The sequence below is a fragment of the Cryobacterium aureum genome (assembly GCF_002954245.1).
Classification (GTDB): domain Bacteria; phylum Actinomycetota; class Actinomycetes; order Actinomycetales; family Microbacteriaceae; genus Cryobacterium; species Cryobacterium aureum.
Genome location: NZ_PPTG01000009.1, coordinates 121,316 through 138,247, shown reverse-complemented (window position 1 = coordinate 138,247; position 16,932 = coordinate 121,316). Strand labels below are relative to the sequence as shown.

Annotated in this window: 21 protein-coding genes; 12 read left to right on the top strand and 9 right to left on the bottom strand. The window is 65.0% G+C overall.

What is annotated here, in order from left to right; translation table 11 throughout:
- The 5 genes from CJ028_RS03630 to csrA are packed head-to-tail and all read left to right on the top strand — an operon-like array spanning position 1 to position 5,250.
- Positions 1-759: a flagellar biosynthetic protein FliR gene (locus tag CJ028_RS03630; RefSeq protein WP_105033915.1), complete on the top strand. Its 759-nt coding sequence runs from the start codon at positions 1-3 to the stop codon at positions 757-759.
- Positions 760-1,905 (top strand): EscU/YscU/HrcU family type III secretion system export apparatus switch protein, encoded by a 1,146-nt coding sequence (locus CJ028_RS03625; RefSeq protein ID WP_105033914.1) that lies wholly within the window; start codon positions 760-762, stop codon positions 1,903-1,905.
- Positions 1,902-3,953 (top strand): flagellar biosynthesis protein FlhA, encoded by a 2,052-nt coding sequence (locus CJ028_RS03620; protein ID WP_105033913.1) that lies wholly within the window; start codon positions 1,902-1,904, stop codon positions 3,951-3,953. Before CJ028_RS03625 ends, CJ028_RS03620 begins: the two co-directional genes overlap by 4 nt.
- Complete coding sequence (locus CJ028_RS03615) at positions 3,928-4,935, top strand: hypothetical protein (RefSeq protein ID WP_105033912.1); 1,008 nt, start codon at positions 3,928-3,930, stop codon at positions 4,933-4,935. Before CJ028_RS03620 ends, CJ028_RS03615 begins: the two co-directional genes overlap by 26 nt.
- A 9-nt stretch (positions 4,936-4,944) precedes the next feature.
- Positions 4,945-5,250 (top strand): carbon storage regulator CsrA, encoded by a 306-nt coding sequence (gene csrA / locus CJ028_RS03610; RefSeq protein WP_105033911.1) that lies wholly within the window; start codon positions 4,945-4,947, stop codon positions 5,248-5,250.
- A gap of 32 nt (positions 5,251-5,282) precedes the next feature.
- Here the strand turns inward: csrA and CJ028_RS03605 are convergent, their stop codons facing one another.
- Genes CJ028_RS03605 through idi form a run of 8 tightly spaced genes read right to left on the bottom strand, consistent with a single transcriptional unit; the run spans position 5,283 to position 11,376 of the window.
- Positions 5,283-5,660, bottom strand: coding sequence for an RNA-binding S4 domain-containing protein (locus tag CJ028_RS03605; RefSeq protein WP_105033910.1), 378 nt, complete (start codon positions 5,658-5,660; stop codon positions 5,283-5,285).
- Positions 5,661-5,693: 33 nt separating this feature from the next.
- Entirely contained in the window at positions 5,694-6,593 is a 900-nt protein-coding gene (locus CJ028_RS03600; protein ID WP_105033909.1) for a prenyltransferase, read from the bottom strand.
- A complete protein-coding gene (locus CJ028_RS03595; RefSeq protein WP_105033908.1) occupies positions 6,586-6,906 on the bottom strand; it encodes a lycopene cyclase domain-containing protein in 321 nt (106 codons plus the stop codon). The genes CJ028_RS03600 and CJ028_RS03595 overlap by 8 nt, the downstream gene beginning before the upstream one ends.
- The gene (locus CJ028_RS03590; protein WP_105033907.1) at positions 6,903-7,226 is read right to left on the bottom strand and encodes a lycopene cyclase domain-containing protein; all 324 of its coding nucleotides are present in this window, start codon (positions 7,224-7,226) and stop codon (positions 6,903-6,905) included. The genes CJ028_RS03595 and CJ028_RS03590 overlap by 4 nt, the downstream gene beginning before the upstream one ends.
- Entirely contained in the window at positions 7,223-8,893 is a 1,671-nt protein-coding gene (gene crtI / locus CJ028_RS03585; RefSeq protein ID WP_105033906.1) for a phytoene desaturase family protein, read from the bottom strand. Before crtI ends, CJ028_RS03590 begins: the two co-directional genes overlap by 4 nt.
- Positions 8,890-9,798 carry a phytoene/squalene synthase family protein gene (locus tag CJ028_RS03580; protein ID WP_105033905.1) on the bottom strand — a complete coding sequence of 303 codons (909 nt, stop codon included), beginning with the start codon at positions 9,796-9,798 and terminating at the stop codon, positions 8,890-8,892. Before CJ028_RS03580 ends, crtI begins: the two co-directional genes overlap by 4 nt.
- Positions 9,798-10,844 (bottom strand): polyprenyl synthetase family protein, encoded by a 1,047-nt coding sequence (locus tag CJ028_RS03575; RefSeq protein ID WP_161498881.1) that lies wholly within the window; start codon positions 10,842-10,844, stop codon positions 9,798-9,800. The genes CJ028_RS03580 and CJ028_RS03575 overlap by 1 nt, the downstream gene beginning before the upstream one ends.
- A complete protein-coding gene (idi, locus tag CJ028_RS03570) occupies positions 10,837-11,376 on the bottom strand; it encodes an isopentenyl-diphosphate Delta-isomerase (protein WP_105033903.1) in 540 nt (179 codons plus the stop codon). The genes CJ028_RS03575 and idi overlap by 8 nt, the downstream gene beginning before the upstream one ends.
- 159 nt (positions 11,377-11,535) lie before the next feature.
- Between idi and CJ028_RS03565 the strand changes: the two genes are divergently transcribed.
- The 7 genes from CJ028_RS03565 (at position 11,536) to CJ028_RS03535 (ending at position 15,978) form a co-directional block, all read left to right on the top strand.
- Entirely contained in the window at positions 11,536-12,015 is a 480-nt protein-coding gene (locus CJ028_RS03565) for a MarR family winged helix-turn-helix transcriptional regulator (RefSeq protein WP_161498880.1), read from the top strand.
- Entirely contained in the window at positions 12,012-12,566 is a 555-nt protein-coding gene (locus CJ028_RS03560) for an adenine phosphoribosyltransferase (protein ID WP_240607072.1), read from the top strand. Before CJ028_RS03565 ends, CJ028_RS03560 begins: the two co-directional genes overlap by 4 nt.
- Before the next feature lie 56 nt (positions 12,567-12,622).
- Positions 12,623-13,138 carry an NUDIX domain-containing protein gene (locus CJ028_RS03555; protein ID WP_105033901.1) on the top strand — a complete coding sequence of 172 codons (516 nt, stop codon included), beginning with the start codon at positions 12,623-12,625 and terminating at the stop codon, positions 13,136-13,138.
- A gap of 29 nt (positions 13,139-13,167) precedes the next feature.
- Entirely contained in the window at positions 13,168-13,785 is a 618-nt protein-coding gene (locus CJ028_RS03550; protein WP_240607071.1) for a CDP-alcohol phosphatidyltransferase family protein, read from the top strand.
- 190 nt (positions 13,786-13,975) lie between these two features.
- Positions 13,976-14,410, top strand: coding sequence for an FHA domain-containing protein (locus tag CJ028_RS03545; RefSeq protein ID WP_105034214.1), 435 nt, complete (start codon positions 13,976-13,978; stop codon positions 14,408-14,410).
- Between the two features lie 29 nt (positions 14,411-14,439).
- A complete protein-coding gene (gene ftsR, locus CJ028_RS03540; RefSeq protein ID WP_240607070.1) occupies positions 14,440-15,138 on the top strand; it encodes a transcriptional regulator FtsR in 699 nt (232 codons plus the stop codon).
- A 288-nt stretch (positions 15,139-15,426) separates the two neighbouring features.
- Positions 15,427-15,978 (top strand): MerR family transcriptional regulator, encoded by a 552-nt coding sequence (locus tag CJ028_RS03535; protein WP_105033900.1) that lies wholly within the window; start codon positions 15,427-15,429, stop codon positions 15,976-15,978.
- 133 nt (positions 15,979-16,111) lie between these two features.
- Here CJ028_RS03535 and CJ028_RS03530 read toward each other — a convergent pair whose 3' ends face one another.
- Positions 16,112-16,924, bottom strand: a complete 813-nt coding sequence (locus CJ028_RS03530; protein WP_105033899.1) for a ParA family protein — start codon at positions 16,922-16,924, stop codon at positions 16,112-16,114.
- Positions 16,925-16,932 lie beyond the last annotated feature (8 nt).

The following is a 16,932-nucleotide window of genomic DNA, read 5'->3' as shown; positions in this document are numbered from 1 at the left end:
GTGGAGTTCAACCTCAATTTCGCCTGGATCGAAGCGGTCATGCTGGCCGGGGTGCGCATGGTGGCTTTCCTGGTCATCGCACCGCCGTTCTCCTACCGCGCTTTCCCGGCGCGCATCAAAGCCATGCTCGCCATCGGGCTGGCATTGGCCGTCTCACCGCGGGTCACCGCCAACTACGTCTCGCAGGACACCGCCGGGTTCGTGGGCGCCCTGATTCTGGAGATTCTGGTCGGTGCCACCCTTGGCTTTCTGGTCTTTCTGGTCTTCGCCGCCGTGCAGTCCGCCGGTGGTCTCATCGACATGTTCAGCGGGTTCCAGATGGCGCAGGGCTTCGACCCGCAGTCGATGATCAACGGAGCGCAGTTCACTCGTCTGTTCCACATGACCGCACTGACGTTGATGTTCGCCTCGGGCGCCTACCAACTCGTGCTCGGAGGCCTGTTTCGCAGCTACACCGCCATTCCGCTTGGCTCCGGCATCGACCTGGCCGCGCCAGCGCAGGCCATGATCGCCGGAACCACCCAAATGTTCCTCGCCGCCGTGCAGATCGCCGGCCCCCTACTCGTGGTGCTGTTCTTAGCGGATGCCGGCCTCGGCCTGCTCACGCGGGTCGCCCCCGCGCTCAACGCGTTCGCGCTTGGCTTTCCGTTGAAGATTCTCATCACGCTCAGCCTTGCCGCAACGGTTTTTGTTGCCCTACCGCGCATTGTGTCGTCGCTTACCGGCCAGGCCCTCGATACGCTCATGGGGGTGAAGTAGTTGTCCGAGACCGATTCCGGCGAAAAGACCGAACAAGCCACCCAAAAACGTATGAAGCGGGTGCGCGAAAAGGGCGAACTCTCCAAGTCGCAGGATGTCACCGCCTGGCTCGGCGTGGGCGCGGCCGGACTCATGCTGCCGGCCACCATCGCGGCTGGTGGCGATGCGGGCACCGACCAGATGTATCTCATCGGCACGCTCGCCCGGAATCCGGATCCGAGCGTCGCGGTCGAAGCCCTCGGCAACGGTCTGGCCTCGCTGACCGACATTCTCACGCCGTTTTTTGTCGTGGTGCTCGTGGTCGTGTTGGGCGGAGCGGCGCTGCAGGGCGGCATCCACGTCAAGAAATTCGCCGGAAAGTTCGAGCAGTTCAACCTGGTCACCGGCATGAAACGCGTGTTTGGCACCCAGGCACTCTGGGAAGGCGTGAAGGTGCTGGCCAAGACGGCCGCCGTCGGGTTCGTGCTGTACTCGGTGATTCAGGGACTGATGCCGGTGCTGCTGACCGCGGGGGGGCTGCCGGTCTCTGAACTGCTCGCCGCGGCCGGCGGCGGAACGGCCGGGCTGCTTCAGGCCGCGGTCGCGGCTGGCCTCGTGCTCGCTGCCGCCGACATTTTCGTCATCATGAAACGTAACCGCAAGAAGACCATGATGACGAAGAAAGAGGTCACGGACGAGAACAAGGCTTCAGAGGGCGACCCGCTGATCAAATCGCAGCGCCGCTCCCGCCAGCTGATGATGAGCCGCAACCGAATGATCGCCTCGGTTTCCGATGCCAACGTCGTGCTGGTCAACCCCACGCACGTGGCCGTCGCTCTCATCTACGAGCCGGGCAAATCCGCGCCGCGCGTGGTCGCCAAGGGGGTCGGGCACGTGGCCGCGCGTATTCGCGCGCAGGCCGACACCGACCACGTTCCCATCGTGCAGGACGTGCCGCTCGCGCGGGCGCTGCACGCCGCGTGCGAGATCGGCGACGAGATACCCACGGAACTCTACAACGCCGTGGCCCGGGTGCTCGCGTTCGTCATGGCGCTGAAGAAGCGGGGGAGCACGGCGGGAACCCACACCATGAGCGCACTGACCGCTGCACCGTCCGCCGCTCCCTCATCCTCATCAACACCGCAGACCACCGGAGGCCGTTCGTGAATCGCAATCTCATCAAACTCGCCGTTCCGGTCGGCGTGGTCGGCATCATTCTGCTGCTGGTCGTGCCGATTCCGGCCGGCCTCCTCGATATTCTGATCATCCTGAACATCATGCTGGGCCTGGTCACCCTGCTCACCACCATGTTCGTGAAGAAGCCGCTCGACTTCTCGGTGTTTCCGTCGCTGCTGCTGGTAGCGACCCTGTTTCGACTCGGTCTCAACGTCGCATCCACGCGTCTGGTTTTGGGCGAAGGCTATGCCGGACAGGTGATCGAGGCTTTCGGGCACGTCGCCGTCGGCGGCTCGATCATCATCGGCGCGGTCATCTTTCTGATCCTTGTCGTCATTCAGTTCGTCGTCGTCACCAAGGGTGCCGAGCGCGTGGCCGAGGTCGGCGCCCGATTCACCCTCGACGCCATGCCCGGCAAGCAGATGGCCATCGACGCCGACCTCAACGCCGGCCTGATCACCGACGCCGAGGCGAAGGATCGCCGCGCCGAGGTATCGGCTGAAGCCGACTTCTACGGCGCCATGGACGGCGCATCGAAGTTCGTCAAGGGTGACGCGATCGCCGGCCTGATCATCATCATCATCAACATCATCGGCGGCATCGCGATCGGCATGCTGCAGCGCGGCCTCGAGATTGGCGAGGCGGTCAACACCTACGCCCTGCTGACCATCGGTGACGGCCTCGTCACCCAGATTCCGGCGCTGCTCATGGCGGTCTCCACCGGCATGATCGTCACCCGCTCGAACGCGGAGACCGACATCGGGTCGACGGCATCCGCTCAGCTCACGCAGTCGCGGAACGCCTTGACCATCGCTGGCGCGGCCGCGGTGCTGATGGCGCTGATTCCGGGGATGCCGGTGCTGCCGTTCCTCATCGTGGGGATGGCGCTCATGCTGATCGCCCAACGCATCAAGGCAGGCGAGGCCTCGAAACAAGCGAGCATCGAGGCCACCACAGCATCAGAGAAAAGCGCTCCCAAGACCGACACGACCGAGGATCTGATCGAGCAGATGCGCGTGCACGCGCTGGAGATCATGCTCTCGCCCGATCTGGTCGACCTCGTCTCCGGTGCTTCCGATGACCTGCTCGCCCGGGTACGTGGCCTCCGTCGCAAAATCGCCATGGATCTCGGCGTGGTCGTGCCTCCGGTGCGCACCCGGGACAGCGTCGATCTGCCGTCATCGACCTACGTCATTCGCATCGCCGGGGTCGAATATGGGCGCGGCCTGGCTCCGGCCGGCAAAGTGCTCGCCCTCGGCGACGCCCTCGACACCCTGCCGGGGCAGGTCACGATCGAGCCGGTGTTTGGCCTGGCCGGCAAATGGGTGCCGAGCGAAATGCGGCACAGCGCTGAGATGACCGGAGCCACTGTCATCGACCGGGTCTCGGTCGTGGTCACCCACCTCTCCTCGATCATCACCACGAACGCGGCCCGGCTGCTCACCCGGGAAGACGTGCGGGTACTCACGGATGGCGTCAAGCAGGTCAATCCGTCGGCCGTCGACGATCTCATTCCCGGTCTGCTCTCCCTCGCCGAGGTACAGCGGGTGTTGCAGGGGCTGCTGGTCGAGCAGATTCCGATCAACGACCTGCCGCGCATCTACGAGGCGCTTTCGCTGCGCGCCAAAGCGTCGAACGATGCTGAGGGGCTGGTCGAGGCCTCACGCCAGGCGCTCGGGCCCGCACTGACCGCACAATATCTCGACGGCACACTGCTGCGCGTGATCATGATTGACCCAACGCTCGAACAATCCATGCTCGAGGGGCTGCGACCCTCCGATCAGGGCACGCAGATTCTGATGGAACCGGCGCGCCTGGAGACGGTGCTCGCCTCGGTGCGCAGCTCGGTGGCCAAGGTGGAGGCGAGCGGGCAGACCGCGGTGCTGGTGTGCGCTCCGGCGCTCCGCCCGGCCATCCGCCGCCTCATCTCCACGCAGACCGGCGGCCTGCCGGTATTGTCGTACCAAGAAGTAACATCGGCGAATGTGACCATTGAGACAGTGGGTGTGGTCCGTGGAGCCGAAACGATTTCTGCTTGAGGGTCCGACCCTGCGGGAGTTGCAGGAGCGTGTCGTGGCCGAGCACGGTGCCAACGCCACCATCATCGCCGCCGAACGTGTCACCGTCGGGGGAATCCGCGGATTCTTCGCGCGCCAGCACTACGAGATCACCGTCGAGGTGCTGGAACCGGCCAAGCGTAAGAAGTCGGCGCACGCCGGCCTTGATATCTCGGCCCGGCTGGGCATAGCGGCACTGCTCGACGACGCCGACGAGGCTGAATCCCAACTGCACCCGGCCCAGCCCTCACCGCAGCTGTCGACGACGTCCGACGGGTTCGCCAAGCTCATGGACGAACTCACCTTCGCGACCGGCCGCAGTGTCGTTCCGGATGCCGCACCCGAGCCGATCGCGGAAGCGGCAGCTTCGGCGCAGGCCCCCGTTGCGGCGCCAGCGCCAACGCCCGCCCTCCCGACTCTGGCCCGCCCCCCGGTGCCGGCCCCGCTCACCCGGCCGGGAGACCTGGTCCTGATCGTCGGGCTCGAAGATGACCCGCTCACGATCGCGCGCCTCATGCTGCGCGTGGCCGGCGCGGGGGAGCTGCGCATCGCTGGCACGCTGCTGCAGGACCGCATCTCGCGGGTCGACGACCGGCGGGGCGCCATGCTGGCCAGAGCCCACGGTGTGGATATCGGCCACAGCACCTTCATCGCGTACGGTCTCGAACCCGCGTCCGACGCACTCGCGCGCGCGGCAACGCTCACCGCAATCGGTGCCGATCAGGTCTGGGTGGTCGTCGACGCGAGTCGAAAACCCGAGGACACCATCCGCTGGGTCAATATGGTCGTCACCGCGGTGCAGGTGCACGCTGTGGCTGCGCTCGGCCGCCAATTCACGACGTCGCCGGCCACGGTCGACGACCTGGGACTGCCGGTGGAGTGGATGGACGGGCGGGTCGCTGCGGCGCCGACCGGCCGCCGGGCTGCGCCGCCGCATTCCCGAGCGGGCGAGCGCGAACGGTAGGCTGGAACGATGCTCGTTCTGACACGCAAACCGGGGGAAAAGATCCTCATCGGTGACGATATCGTCATCACCGTGCTCGATGCCCGCGGCGACAGTGTGCGCATCGGGATCGACGCGCCGCGGGGCGTGAAGATTCAGCGCGATGAGGTCGTGCGCGCGGTCAGTGAGGCGAACCTTGCGGCGAGCCACATCGACACCGCCGCCGAAGATCGCATCAAGCGTTCACTCGGGGTTCTCGCCGCGCTGCAATCGGCCCAGTTGAGCCAGGCCCAGGCGACGACACCACCGTTGCCGACCCCGCCTGTGGAGCTTTAAAACCGCACCAGCCATCGCAGCCGCGGCAACTTTCATTCGTTGACGTGGCCGCGCAGTTCGTCGATCTCTCGGCGCTCGCGCTTGGTCGGGCGCCCGGCGCCGCGGTCGCGCATCGGCAGGAGGGCGACCTCTTCGCGTGGCGGCGGCGGGGGAGTCTGGTCGACGTAGCACTCCGCAGCGATCACCGCTCCGACCCGTTTGACTACGAGGCGCGACACGATCAGTACCCGGTCGAAACCGTCGCTCCGCACGCGCACCTCATCACCGATGTGCAGTGCTTGCGCGGCCTTGGCCTTGTCGCCGTTCACCCGAACATGCCCGGCTCGGCAGGCCGTGGTGGCCATCGAACGGGTCTTGAACAGGCGCACGCCCCAGCTCCAACTGTCGACGCGGGCAGACGTAAGCTCCATCTCTTTACTCTAGCCAACAGGTCGTGCCGAGGCTCAGCCGCCCTGCCGCGCCCAGAGGATCAGCAGCATGGTCACGAGAAACCCGGTGAAGAAGTTGAGCCAGAGAAACCGCTTCCAGCCCCGGTTGGCGCTCTCGGACTGTTTGTCACTGACCGACCAGAATGGCAGCGCGGCCAGAAAGTAGGGCACGGCCAGCACCGCGGCGAGCGGTCCGGGCCACGGTGTGGCGAGCATCAGTAGGCCGGCCAGAGCCCAGAAGGTGATCGCGAGCCGCACCGTCGGCCAGGCGCCGAGGGCCGTGGCGATCGACGCGATTCCGGCCTGGCGGTCGGGCTCGACGTCTTGCACGGCACCGAAGGCGTGGCTGGCCATTCCCCACAGAAAGAACGCCGCGAGCAGGGCCAGCAGCCCGAAGTTGACCGCGGCGCCGGCCACGACGAGGCCGTAGACGGCGGGGCTGACGAAGTGGGTGCTTGAGGTGATCGAGTCCAGAATGGGCCGTTCCTTGAACCGCAGCCCGGGCACCGAGTACGCCACCACAGCGAACAGGCTGACAGCCAGAACGACCCAGGAGAGCGGATGCCTCGCCCCGGCCAACCCGACCATCGCCCCGCCCACAATCACACAGCTCAGAACGCCCGCGGCAATCACCGTTCGGTGCAGTGCGGGGTGCAGCAGCGCCCCCTCGGCGCCGCCCTTGCGCGGATTACGCAAATCGGACTCGTAATCAAAGACATCGTTGATGCCGTACATCAGCAGGTTGTACGGAATCAGAAAGAACAGCGTGCCCACGATCAGCAACGCGTCGATGCGCCCCGTCGTCACGACGTAGGCGGCGGCAAAGGGAAAGGCGGTGTTGATCCAGCTGAGCGGCCGCGACGACAGCGCAACCTGCCGCGCCTTCCATCCTGCCGGGCCGAGCTGCTCAGTCATCCGTTCGTCCTAACTTGGTGCCGCCTGAAAGCGCCCACAGGGCCGGAAGCAGAATCGCTGCGGCCAGCGGGTAGGCAAAGTCTTCGATCGGGGCGAGAAGAACGAACAGGCCCGAAATGTGCTCCGGGTCGTAGCTGAACAATCCAGCCCCGATCATCAGGTTATCGAACACCGCCGTCAGCAGCAGAGACAGTATCAGCGCGGCAGCAACGCAGGCGACGAAGCGGGCCGAAATCAACCGGCGCACCAGTGCCACTGCGGCCACGAGCGCGGCGACGGCGAGAAAGGCCGTGTTCAGCAACAGATAGGTCATCGGGCAGCCCGCCGACCCTGAACGAGCCGGGCACCCTGCACCAGATTCATGGTGAGGTAACAGAGAAAGGTGAGAAAAAAGAACTCTTCAAGCGGAAGTTCCGGCGCGAGCTGCACGCCGGTCATGAGCGACGTTTCCCCGCGATAGAAGATGCCGAGGCCGATGCCGGCGAGGTCCCAGCCGAGGAAGAACAGCACACCGATACCGAGCACGAGGGCTGCCCGGCCGGGCGAACGCCAGAAAAACAGGCGAAAGCGCCAGTCCAGCACGACCATGCCCCCGAGCGAGACCAGAAGCGTCAGCAGGTACAGAACACTCACGACTGCGGCGGCCGAGACTCCGCCGGGCTGTCGGAATACCCGGAATACCCCGCGAACCCACCGAATCCACCGAACCCACCGAACCCGCCCGGCTCGACCGGCCGCCCCGGCCGGGCCGGCAGAGGTTCGGCCAGCGGTCCGGTGGTGGTGTCGTGGCGCATCCGCTTGAGCAGAATTTCGGCGCTGATCAGGCACATCGGCAGGCCGATGCCGGGGATGGTGGTACCCCCGGCGTAGTACAGCCCGGAAATCTTCTTCGACCTGTTCGACCCGCGCAGAAAAGCGCTCTGCCGCAGCGTGTGGGCCGGGCCGAGGGCGCCGCCCTTCCAGCTGTTTAGGTCGTCGGCGAAGTCGGCCGGGCCGACCGTACGTCGCACCGTGATGCGGGCGGCGAGGTCGGCGATTCCAGCCCACTGGGCGACCTGCGCGATGGCGGCATCCGCTATCAACTCGATCGTCACTGAACCGGCACCGTTGATTCCACCCGCCCCGAGCGTCACATCGGCCGGAACGGGCACGAGCACGAACAGATTGCTGTCCCCGGCTGGCGCCACCGAGGGATCGGTCGCGCTCGGCATACAGACGTAAAGCGAAGCGGGGGACGGCACCGACGTCTTCCTACCGAAGATCTTGTCGAAATTCTTGCCCCAGTCCGTCGTGAAGAACAGCGAGTGGTGTTGCAGTTGGGGGAGCTCACCGCTTACGCCGAGCATGACCAGCACGGCTCCCGGCCCCGACCGGCGTTTCTGCCACCAGCGCTCGGGATAGGTCTGCAGTGCGGCGGGCAGGAGTTCGGTTTCGGTGTGGTGCAGGTCGGCGGCCGAGACCACGCTGTCAGAATCAAGGCTCACCGGCTGCCCGTCGGAATCCCGGTAGCTGATCCCGGCGACCGTTTTGTCGGCGTTCACCCGAATAGCGGTGACTCGTGCTTGAGTGATCACCCGAACACCTTCGGCCCTGGCGATCGTGGCGATACTGTCGATCAATGTGCTGAAGCCGCCCTGTGGGTAGAGCACCCCGTCGGCAAGGTCGAGATGACTCATCAGGTGGTACATCGACGGCGTCAGGTTGGGCGCCGAACCCAGGAAAACCGCGGGGTACCCGAGAATCTGACGCAGCCGTGGGTCAGTCACGAAGCCGGCGACGAATTTGTCGAGCGGTTGCAGCAACAGGCGGGCCAGCTTCCCGAGCCGCCGAAGCACGTCGGGCACCAGGAACGGGCGGAACGATTCGAAGCTCGAGTACAGAAACCGCTTCACGGCCATGTCATAGGTCTCGGTCGCCGAATCGAGATACCGATCGAGCGCCCGTCCAGCCCCCGGCTGCACCGACTCAAACAAGCGGATGTTCGCCGCCCGGTCGTTGTGAATATCCAACGGATCAGGGTCACCCTCAAAGAGCACCCGGTACCCGGGGTCCAGCTTCACGAGGTCGAGCTGCGCGGCTGCACTCGTGCCGAACAGACGGTAGAAGTGCTCGAATACCTCAGGCATCAGGTACCACGATGGGCCCGTGTCGAAGCGAAATCCTTCGGTCTCCCAGAGGCCGGCCCTACCGCCAAGTTCGGCGCGGGATTCCAGCAGGGTGACGTCGTGGCCTTCCCGGGCAAGCAGGGCGGCGCTGGCCAGACCAGCGATCCCGCCGCCGATCACGATGGTGCGCGTCATCGCTTCCACGCGCCGCGGCCGATAATGGAGTTCAGTGCGATCATCAGCTTTTCTCCGTCCGGCACCCGCACGCGGGAGCGCAATAACTGGTCGGCCGGGGTCGACCGCAGCCGCCGGGACAGCCGGGCAAAGAGCCCCTGCGCGGCGGCGACGGCGCGCCGGCAGCCAGGCGGCAGCAGTGGCAGTACGCCACTGGCAATGGCGAGGTCGGCATCGATGTCGTCGAGGATCACGCTCTTCTGCGCGTCGGTGAGGTGCAGCGGGTCGATCCCCGGAAAATAGTTGCGGCCGAGAATCTCGCGATCACAGGACAGGTCGCGCAGAAAATTGATCTTCTGAAAAGCAGCACCGAGATGGCGAGCTCCGTCTTCCAGCACACTGAGCTCGGAGCTGCTGCGCGGGGACCAGCGCACGAAAGTGCGCAGGCACATGAGCCCGATCACCTCGGCAGAACCGTAGATGTACACGGCGACGCCCTCGGCGCTGAACGGGGTCGGGTCGAGGTCACGGCGCATCGACGCGAAGAAGGGCGCGATCAGGCTGGAATCGATTCCGCACTGCCTGGCCGTGGCGGCGAAGGCATGCACAACGAGATTGGTGCTGTAGCCGCGCACGATCGCGCGCTCGGTTTCGAGTTCGAGTTCGTCGAGCAGCTGCCGCTGTTCGGCGACCGAGACGCCGGCCTCGGTGGCGGCTCCGTCGACGACCTCGTCGGCGATGCGCACGAGGGCATAAATCGTGCGCACCGGAGTGCGCACCCGGGAGTCGAGCAGTCGGGCGGCGAGGCCGAACGACGTGGAATAGTGTCCGATCACCGTCGTCGAACTGGCCTGCGCCGTTTCTGCGTACTTGTTCAGGTTGGTCGCTGTGGCACCGGGCGCCGCCGATGTTCGCAGGGTGACCATCAGCGGGCCCGATTCACGGCGGCCTCGGCCAGCTCGACCAGGGTCGCGCGCAGCTCGGCGGGAATGATTGCCGGGTCGAGCGTGTCGACTGCCAGCCGAGAATGGTCGTAGGCGAGCCCCTCAGCGGCCGCTTTCGCACCGCAGGCACGCAGGTGCTCGCGCGCTCGTTCCGCTTCCTCGTCGCTGAGGTCGATTTTGCCGAGATACGGTTCGAGCAGAGACCAGCTTTCGGTGCTGCCGGCGTGGGCGATCAGCGCGGTCTGTTTGCCCTCGCGCAGGTCGGCGGTGACGCTCTTGCCGGTCTTGACCGGGTCACCGAACACCCCGAGCAGATCGTCGGTGAGCTGAAAAGCCACCCCGACGAAGCGTCCGTAACGCCCGAGCAGCCCAATCGCCGCGGCGGACGCTCCGGCCAGCACGGCCCCCGCCTGCAATGGCGCTTCAAAGGAGTACACCGCGGTTTTGTTCTCCAGGGTGGTGATGACCTCTTCCACGGTGAGCGGATGCTGCGCCGAGCTGTTGGTCACATCGGCCAGCTCCCCGGCCGCCGAGACGAACACCGCCCGGTCGAGCAGGTCGAGCAGCCGCAGCCTGGTGTGCACGTCGACCGGCAGTTTGGCCAGGGCGCGATGCGCCTCACTGAGCGCCAGATCGCCAGCGAGAATAGCGGCGGCCGCAGCCCAGACCCCGGCCTGATCAGCGGCGGCTCCATGGGCCAGCGCGCGGTCGTTGAAGCGTCCGGCGATGTTCGCCACCCCGCGCCTGGCCAGGTCGCGGTCGATGACATCGTCGTGAATCAAAAATGCCGTGTGCAACAGTTCAAAGCTCACGGCAACCGGAGCCACGAGGGCCTGATCGCGTCCGCCGAAACCGGCATAGGCCGCCAGAACCAGGGCAGGGCGAACGCGTTTGCCGCCGCTGCTGGCCTGCTCCAAGGAATCCCACAGGGCTACATAGTGTTCGCCGTAGTCACTCGCGCGCAGCCGCGCCGCGGCGAAAAAGCGGGCCAGCTCGGTTTCGACGCCCGCCGCAACCGTGTCAAGCACGAAAACTATCCAGCTGCTGTACCTGCAACGCCATCCACGGGCTGAACGCCCACGGGGCGTCCGTCACCGCCCGGTACAGGTCCGCTGGTCGGGTCCAGGCATATTCAGCGACTTCGTCGGGGTTCGGCGTGGGCTCCTGTGCGGTCGTGGCCAGGTAGACCGGACAGATCTCGTTTTCGACAATTCCACTGCTGTCAGTGGCACGGTACCGAAACAGGGGGAGTGCGAGGTTAATATCGTCGAGCTCGAGGCTCAGTTCAAAGCCGGCCCGGCGGATGACGGCCTGCGTCAGCGGTTCAGCGGGCAGCGGATGCCCACAGAACAAGTTGGTCCACACCCCAGGCCAGGCCTTCTTGGTCAGCGCGCGACGGGTGACGAGCACGTCGCCGAGCGGGTTGAAGACATAACAGGAGAACGCCAGGTGCAGCACGGTGTCCGATCCGTGCATGCTGTACTTTGGCGCGGTGCCGATGTGATGTCCTTCGTCATCGAGGAGGATTACGTGTTCATCAAGAGCGTTTGAGGTCTGCACGTGGGCTCCCCTTCTCGGTTCAACCTAATCATGATCGGAATAACTAACCAAGTTAGCGAATACTCACGTTACCATGGGGATATGTCCCACGATGAGAGTAACCCGCCAGCACCCGGGACGTACTGGTATGACCCCAGGAACGCTGGAGTTTCTTCGGCGATGGAGGTCCTGCGCGCCGTGCGCCGGTTTCGTGTGGCCGACGCCGCGATGCGCCATCGCGCCCAGGCCGACATGCACGTCAACGAAACCGATCTGATGGCCATCCGTCACCTCATCTCCTGCGAACGCCGAAACCGGGTGGCCAGCCCGAAAGATCTCAGCGAATTCCTGAATATTTCGTCTGCCGCCACCGCGAAGCTACTCTCCAGGCTCCAGGCCTCCGGCCACATTCGCCGCGAAGTGAACCCAGACGACGGCCGGGCACAACGACTGTTCGCGACCGTGTCCTCGCACGACCAAATCCACCAGGCGCTGTCCGGCACGCACGAACTGCTTATGCAGGTCGCCCTTGAACTCACAGCCGACCACCAGGCGGCCGTCGTGCACTTTCTCGACGCCATGAGTGCTATTGCCGTCATGCCACGCCCAGAAATGGCATCCGTCGAAATGCCAGCGGGGCCGCTTAAGATGAATCAGTGACTCAAATCTCCTCTCCTCCTACATCTTCCGTATCGGCCGCATCCCACGTCGAGGCCCTGCTGGCGTCGTACCCCGATTTTCCGCAGCCCGACATCCTGTTCCGCGACCTCAACCCGGTCTTCGCCGATGCCGTGGCCTTTCGCGCGATCATCGACGACCTGGCCGACCAACACCGCGGGCAGTTCGACGCCGTGGCCGGCATCGAGGCGCGCGGCTTCCTGCTGGCCGCCGCCGTGGGATACGCGGCCGGGGCGGCTGTCCTGGCCGTGCGCAAGGGTGGCAAACTGCCCGGTTCGGTGCTGACCGAAGAATACGAGCTGGAATACGGCACGGCACGGCTCGAACTCGAAGTCGGCCAGTTGCCGGCCGGCAGCCGCGTGCTGATCCTGGACGACGTGCTCGCCACGGGTGGCACGATCGCTGCCACGAGCCGTCTCATCGAACGGGCCGGCTATACCCTCACCGGTGTCGGTGTCGTGTTGGAACTCACCGACCTGCACGGTCGCGAGCGTCTGGGCGCCGCGCCGGTACACGCCATCATGTCGGTCTAGGTCGCCTGAGCCAAATTTCGTACGAACCTCAGGGTTGTGTGGGGCATGCTTGGAGCATGACTGAGAGTTCGGGTGTCGACGCAAGCCTCGCACGTGGGTCTGCGATCCCGCCGGGCGGGGCGGGGCGAGACAGTGGCGATGCGTGGGTGCACGCTCCCGATGGGCGCAAATTCTGGGGCCGATTCGGTGCGGCCGGGCTACTCGTGCACCATCCCCACCTCGGAGTGTTGCTGCAGCATCGCGCCGTATGGAGTCATTTCGGCGATACCTGGGGGCTGCCCGGTGGCGCCCGCCACGAAAATGAAAGCGCGATCGACGCTGCCCTGCGCGAAGCCAGGGAGGAGGCCGGCGTTCCAGCCCACCTGGTGCAGGTCAAATTCACTTCCCTGTTCGACCTGGGATTCTGGTCGTACACCACCGTCGTCGTGGAGGCGACCCAGGAATTCGAACCCGTCATCAGTGACCAGGAGAGCATCGCCTTGCGCTGGGTTCCGGCTGATTCGGTTGATCTGCTCGCCCTTCATCCCGGTTTCGCTGCCAGCTGGCCCGCGCTTCGCGGTCAGCTCGATTGAATCTGGCGCCACTCGATAGACTCTTTCTCGTGACGGCGGCAGCGAACGGGGCGGTGAGCGATCGGGTGCTCACCCTGCCCAACGCACTGAGCCTGCTGCGGCTGGTACTGGTGCCGGTTTTTCTGGTGCTCCTCGCGCAGGGAGAGGATGCCTGGGCTCTGGTCGTGCTCAGCATCTCCAGTTTCACCGACTGGCTCGACGGGTTTCTCGCTCGGCGCTGGAACCAAATCACCCGACTCGGCCAGCTGTTGGATCCGGCCGCCGACCGCCTCTATATTTTCGCCGCGCTGATCGGACTCGCCTGGCGTGACCTGGTTCCGTGGTGGATCGTGCTGGTCATCGTGGGCCGCGACGTCTTTTTGGTGGCTCTGGGTGTCATCCTCGCAAATTATGGGTTTGGCCCGTTGCCGGTGCACCACCTGGGCAAGGTAGCGACCTTCTGCCTGTTCTACGCCCTGCCCATGATCATGCTGGGGCAGGCCTTTCCTCAGTTGGAATGGTGGTCGCAGCCGGTCGGCTGGGCGTTCGGCCTGTGGGGCGCATTCTTGTACTGGTGGGCCGGCATCATCTACGCCATTGAAACGATGCGAGTGATTCGCCTGCCAAGGGTCGCCCTGGGTGTATCTTCCGATACGCTGGAAGGATAGGAGTTGCATGATGGTCGATCTATCCGGAAAGAAGAATTCCGAGGAGCAGAACGAGCTCGTGCCCACAGATCAGCCAGAAAACCCGACGACAGGCGAAGCAATGCCCAGCAAGGCGCAGTCCACCCCAGCATCCTCCAACCCAGGCTCGACCGGTGACGAGAAGCCCGGCGAATCGACCACGGTGCACGACATGCTCAGCACTGATACGACAATGAACTTCAGCCAGGAGTTCGCCGCCCAGATCGCGTCGATCGATTCGAACGTCACGGCCGAGGAACAGGAATCCATCGCCGCTCTACCCTCCGGGTCGGCGCTCATGGTCGTTCGTCGTGGACCCAACGCCGGCGCCCGCTTCCTCCTCGACGCCGATCTCACGAGCGTCGGCCGTCACCCCAACGCCGATATCTTTCTCGACGACGTCACGGTCTCGCGCCGACATGCCGAGTTCCTGCGCCACGGTACGGCCTTCACGGTGAAAGATCTCGGCTCGCTCAACGGTACCTACTTCGATGGTGAGCGCATCGAAACTGCCGCTTTGACCGACGGCGCCGAGGTTCAGGTTGGCAAGTTTCGTCTCACCTTCTACGCGTCGCGGCTTGACCTCGTCCGCGCGGCGAGCGAGTAGTGGCGGCAAACTCCGCCCAGGCCCGTTCCGTGTCTGTGTCGGCAGTTCATGGGCAAGCTCCGGGAGCAGCGCCGCTGCTGAGCATCGGCCAGGTCTTGGCACGCCTCACCCCGGAATTCCCCGATCTGACTCCCTCGAAGCTGCGTTTCCTTGAGGAACAGGGCCTCGTCGCCCCGGCCCGCACGGAATCCGGCTATCGCAAGTTCTGCACCAGCGACGTCGATCGCCTGCGACTGATCCTTTCGATGCAGCGCTATCACTACCTGCCGTTGAAGGTCATCCGCGCCTATCTGGACGATCTGGATGCCGGGCTGTCGCCGGTCTTGCCTGGTGGAGCCACCCCCGGACCGTCGATGCTGGGCACGTCGCGTCGTCTCACCCGCGACGAACTGCTGCGCGAAGCCGGAGCATCCGCTACGCTCCTGCACGACGCTGTCTCCGCGTCGATCATTCTGCCCGCCGAACACTACGGCGACAGCGTGCTGCAGGTACTGCGTGCCCTCGTCGAACTGCAACGAAGTGGTATCGAGCCGCGGCACCTGAGAGGCTTTCGCGGAGCTGCCGAACGCGAACTCGGCCTCATCGAAAGTGCGCTCGTGCCGCTCGCTCGGCGCAAAGACGCCTCCAGCCGTGCCAAGGCAGCCGAAATGGCGGTCGAAATCGCCGGGCAACTCGAAGTTATTCGAGGCAGCCTGATTCGCTCCGCACTGGGCCGACTGACCAACTAGGTCGTAGACTGACTCAGGCACAAAGCGACACTGTCGTCGGATTGAACCAGTCGTGTTCTGGTGCGTCCGCCGGCACTCGACCGACACGCCAAACCGGTCACGCGAATGTCAGGCCGCGAAGCACTTCACCTCGGTACCGTAGGTAGAGCGATCCACAGCAGGACGTCGTAGCAACACCAGTATTCCGTTCACATCCGCACCACAGATAATTCCGCAACACAGTGACTCAGGCTCGCTTCATCGCAGCTATCTGTCATGGCACCACGTAACCCCCGAGAGGCAACCCATATGAGTGAGCTCAAGCCTGACGCTGACGCTTCGCGTTACTCGTTAGGACTGCTGTTCACCGATGGCATGCCCGAGCTTGATGAAAACTCCGGCTACCGCGGCGCTGTCGCCGCGCGTGCGGCCGGAATTAGCTACCGTCAGCTGGACTACTGGGCCCGCACCGGCCTCGTCGAGCCGACGGTGCGTGGCGCGGCCGGTTCCGGCTCACAGCGCCTCTACGGCTTTCGCGACATCCTCGTGCTCAAGTTGGTCAAACGTCTGCTCGACACCGGCATCTCCCTGCAGCAGATTCGCACGGCAGTCAACCAGTTGCGCGAGTCCGGCATCAGCGATCTCGCCCAGACCACGCTCATGAGCGACGGCGCGAGCGTCTACCTGTGCACCTCCAATGACGAGGTCATCGATCTGGTCAGCCGCGGCCAGGGCGTCTTCGGCATCGCCGTGGGCAAGGTACTGCGCGAGGTTGAGACCAGCCTGGTCGAACTCGACATGCAGCCGGTCGATCCCGCCGACGAGCTCGCTGCCCGTCGCTCCACCCGCAAAATCTCCTAGCCCCGCCTTTCGGTCCCAGGTGCCCGCCATTCGCGGTACGCGGAACTTGCGCCGCTGCGCGCGAGGCGAAACTGGGGCGCATTGGCGCAAGTCCAGCGCGACGCGCTGCGCTGGACTCTTGGCCAGGCTCGAACTAGACCGCCGGAGCCTCGGCGTACTCGCCGATACGTGCCGTACGCAGCACGCGGTCGAGCAGCTGGTCGAAATAGCCGGCCATTTCGAGCGCACTGTCGCCGGGCCAGATGTGCAGGGGTTTCGCGGCACCCTGCGCCTGCTGCAGCGACGTGCGCTCCGGCAGCTGCGGGCTAAGCACGAGGGGCCCGAACATATCGCGCAACTCTTTGATGCGGAACTGGTGCTCGAGTGAAGCCATACGCGCCCGGTTCACGATGATGCCGAGCGGCTGCAGGCGCGGGCTGAGACCACGACGAATTTCTTCGATCGCGCGCAGGGCACGGTCGGCCGCAGCGACCGAGAACAGGCCGGGCTCTGTGACGACCGCGACGCGGTCGCTCGCCGCCCAGGCGGTGCGCGTGAGGGCGTTGAGCGAGGGCGCACAATCTATAAGTACGAGCTCATAGTCTTTCTCGATGGTCGAGAGCGCTTCTTCAAGTTTCCAGATATCGCGGATGCTCGGGTGCGGGCCATCGAAATTGATCGCCGAGGGACTGCCGATCATGACGTCGATCGTGCCTGGGCGGTTGCGCGTCCAACCGCTGGGGGCAATTGCGGCCCGAACGGTCTTCTCTTTGGGCGAGCCGAGTACATCGGCCACGTTGAGGTGACCGGCCACCTGGATATCCATGCCGGTTGACACATCAGACTGCGGATCAAGATCCACAACGAGTGTTCGCACGCCGCGGGCGAAGGCAGCGGAAGCCAGACCAAGGGTCACAGTGGTCTTGCCGACACCACCCTTAAGGGAACTTACGCTGAGTACGTGCATGAGTAGCA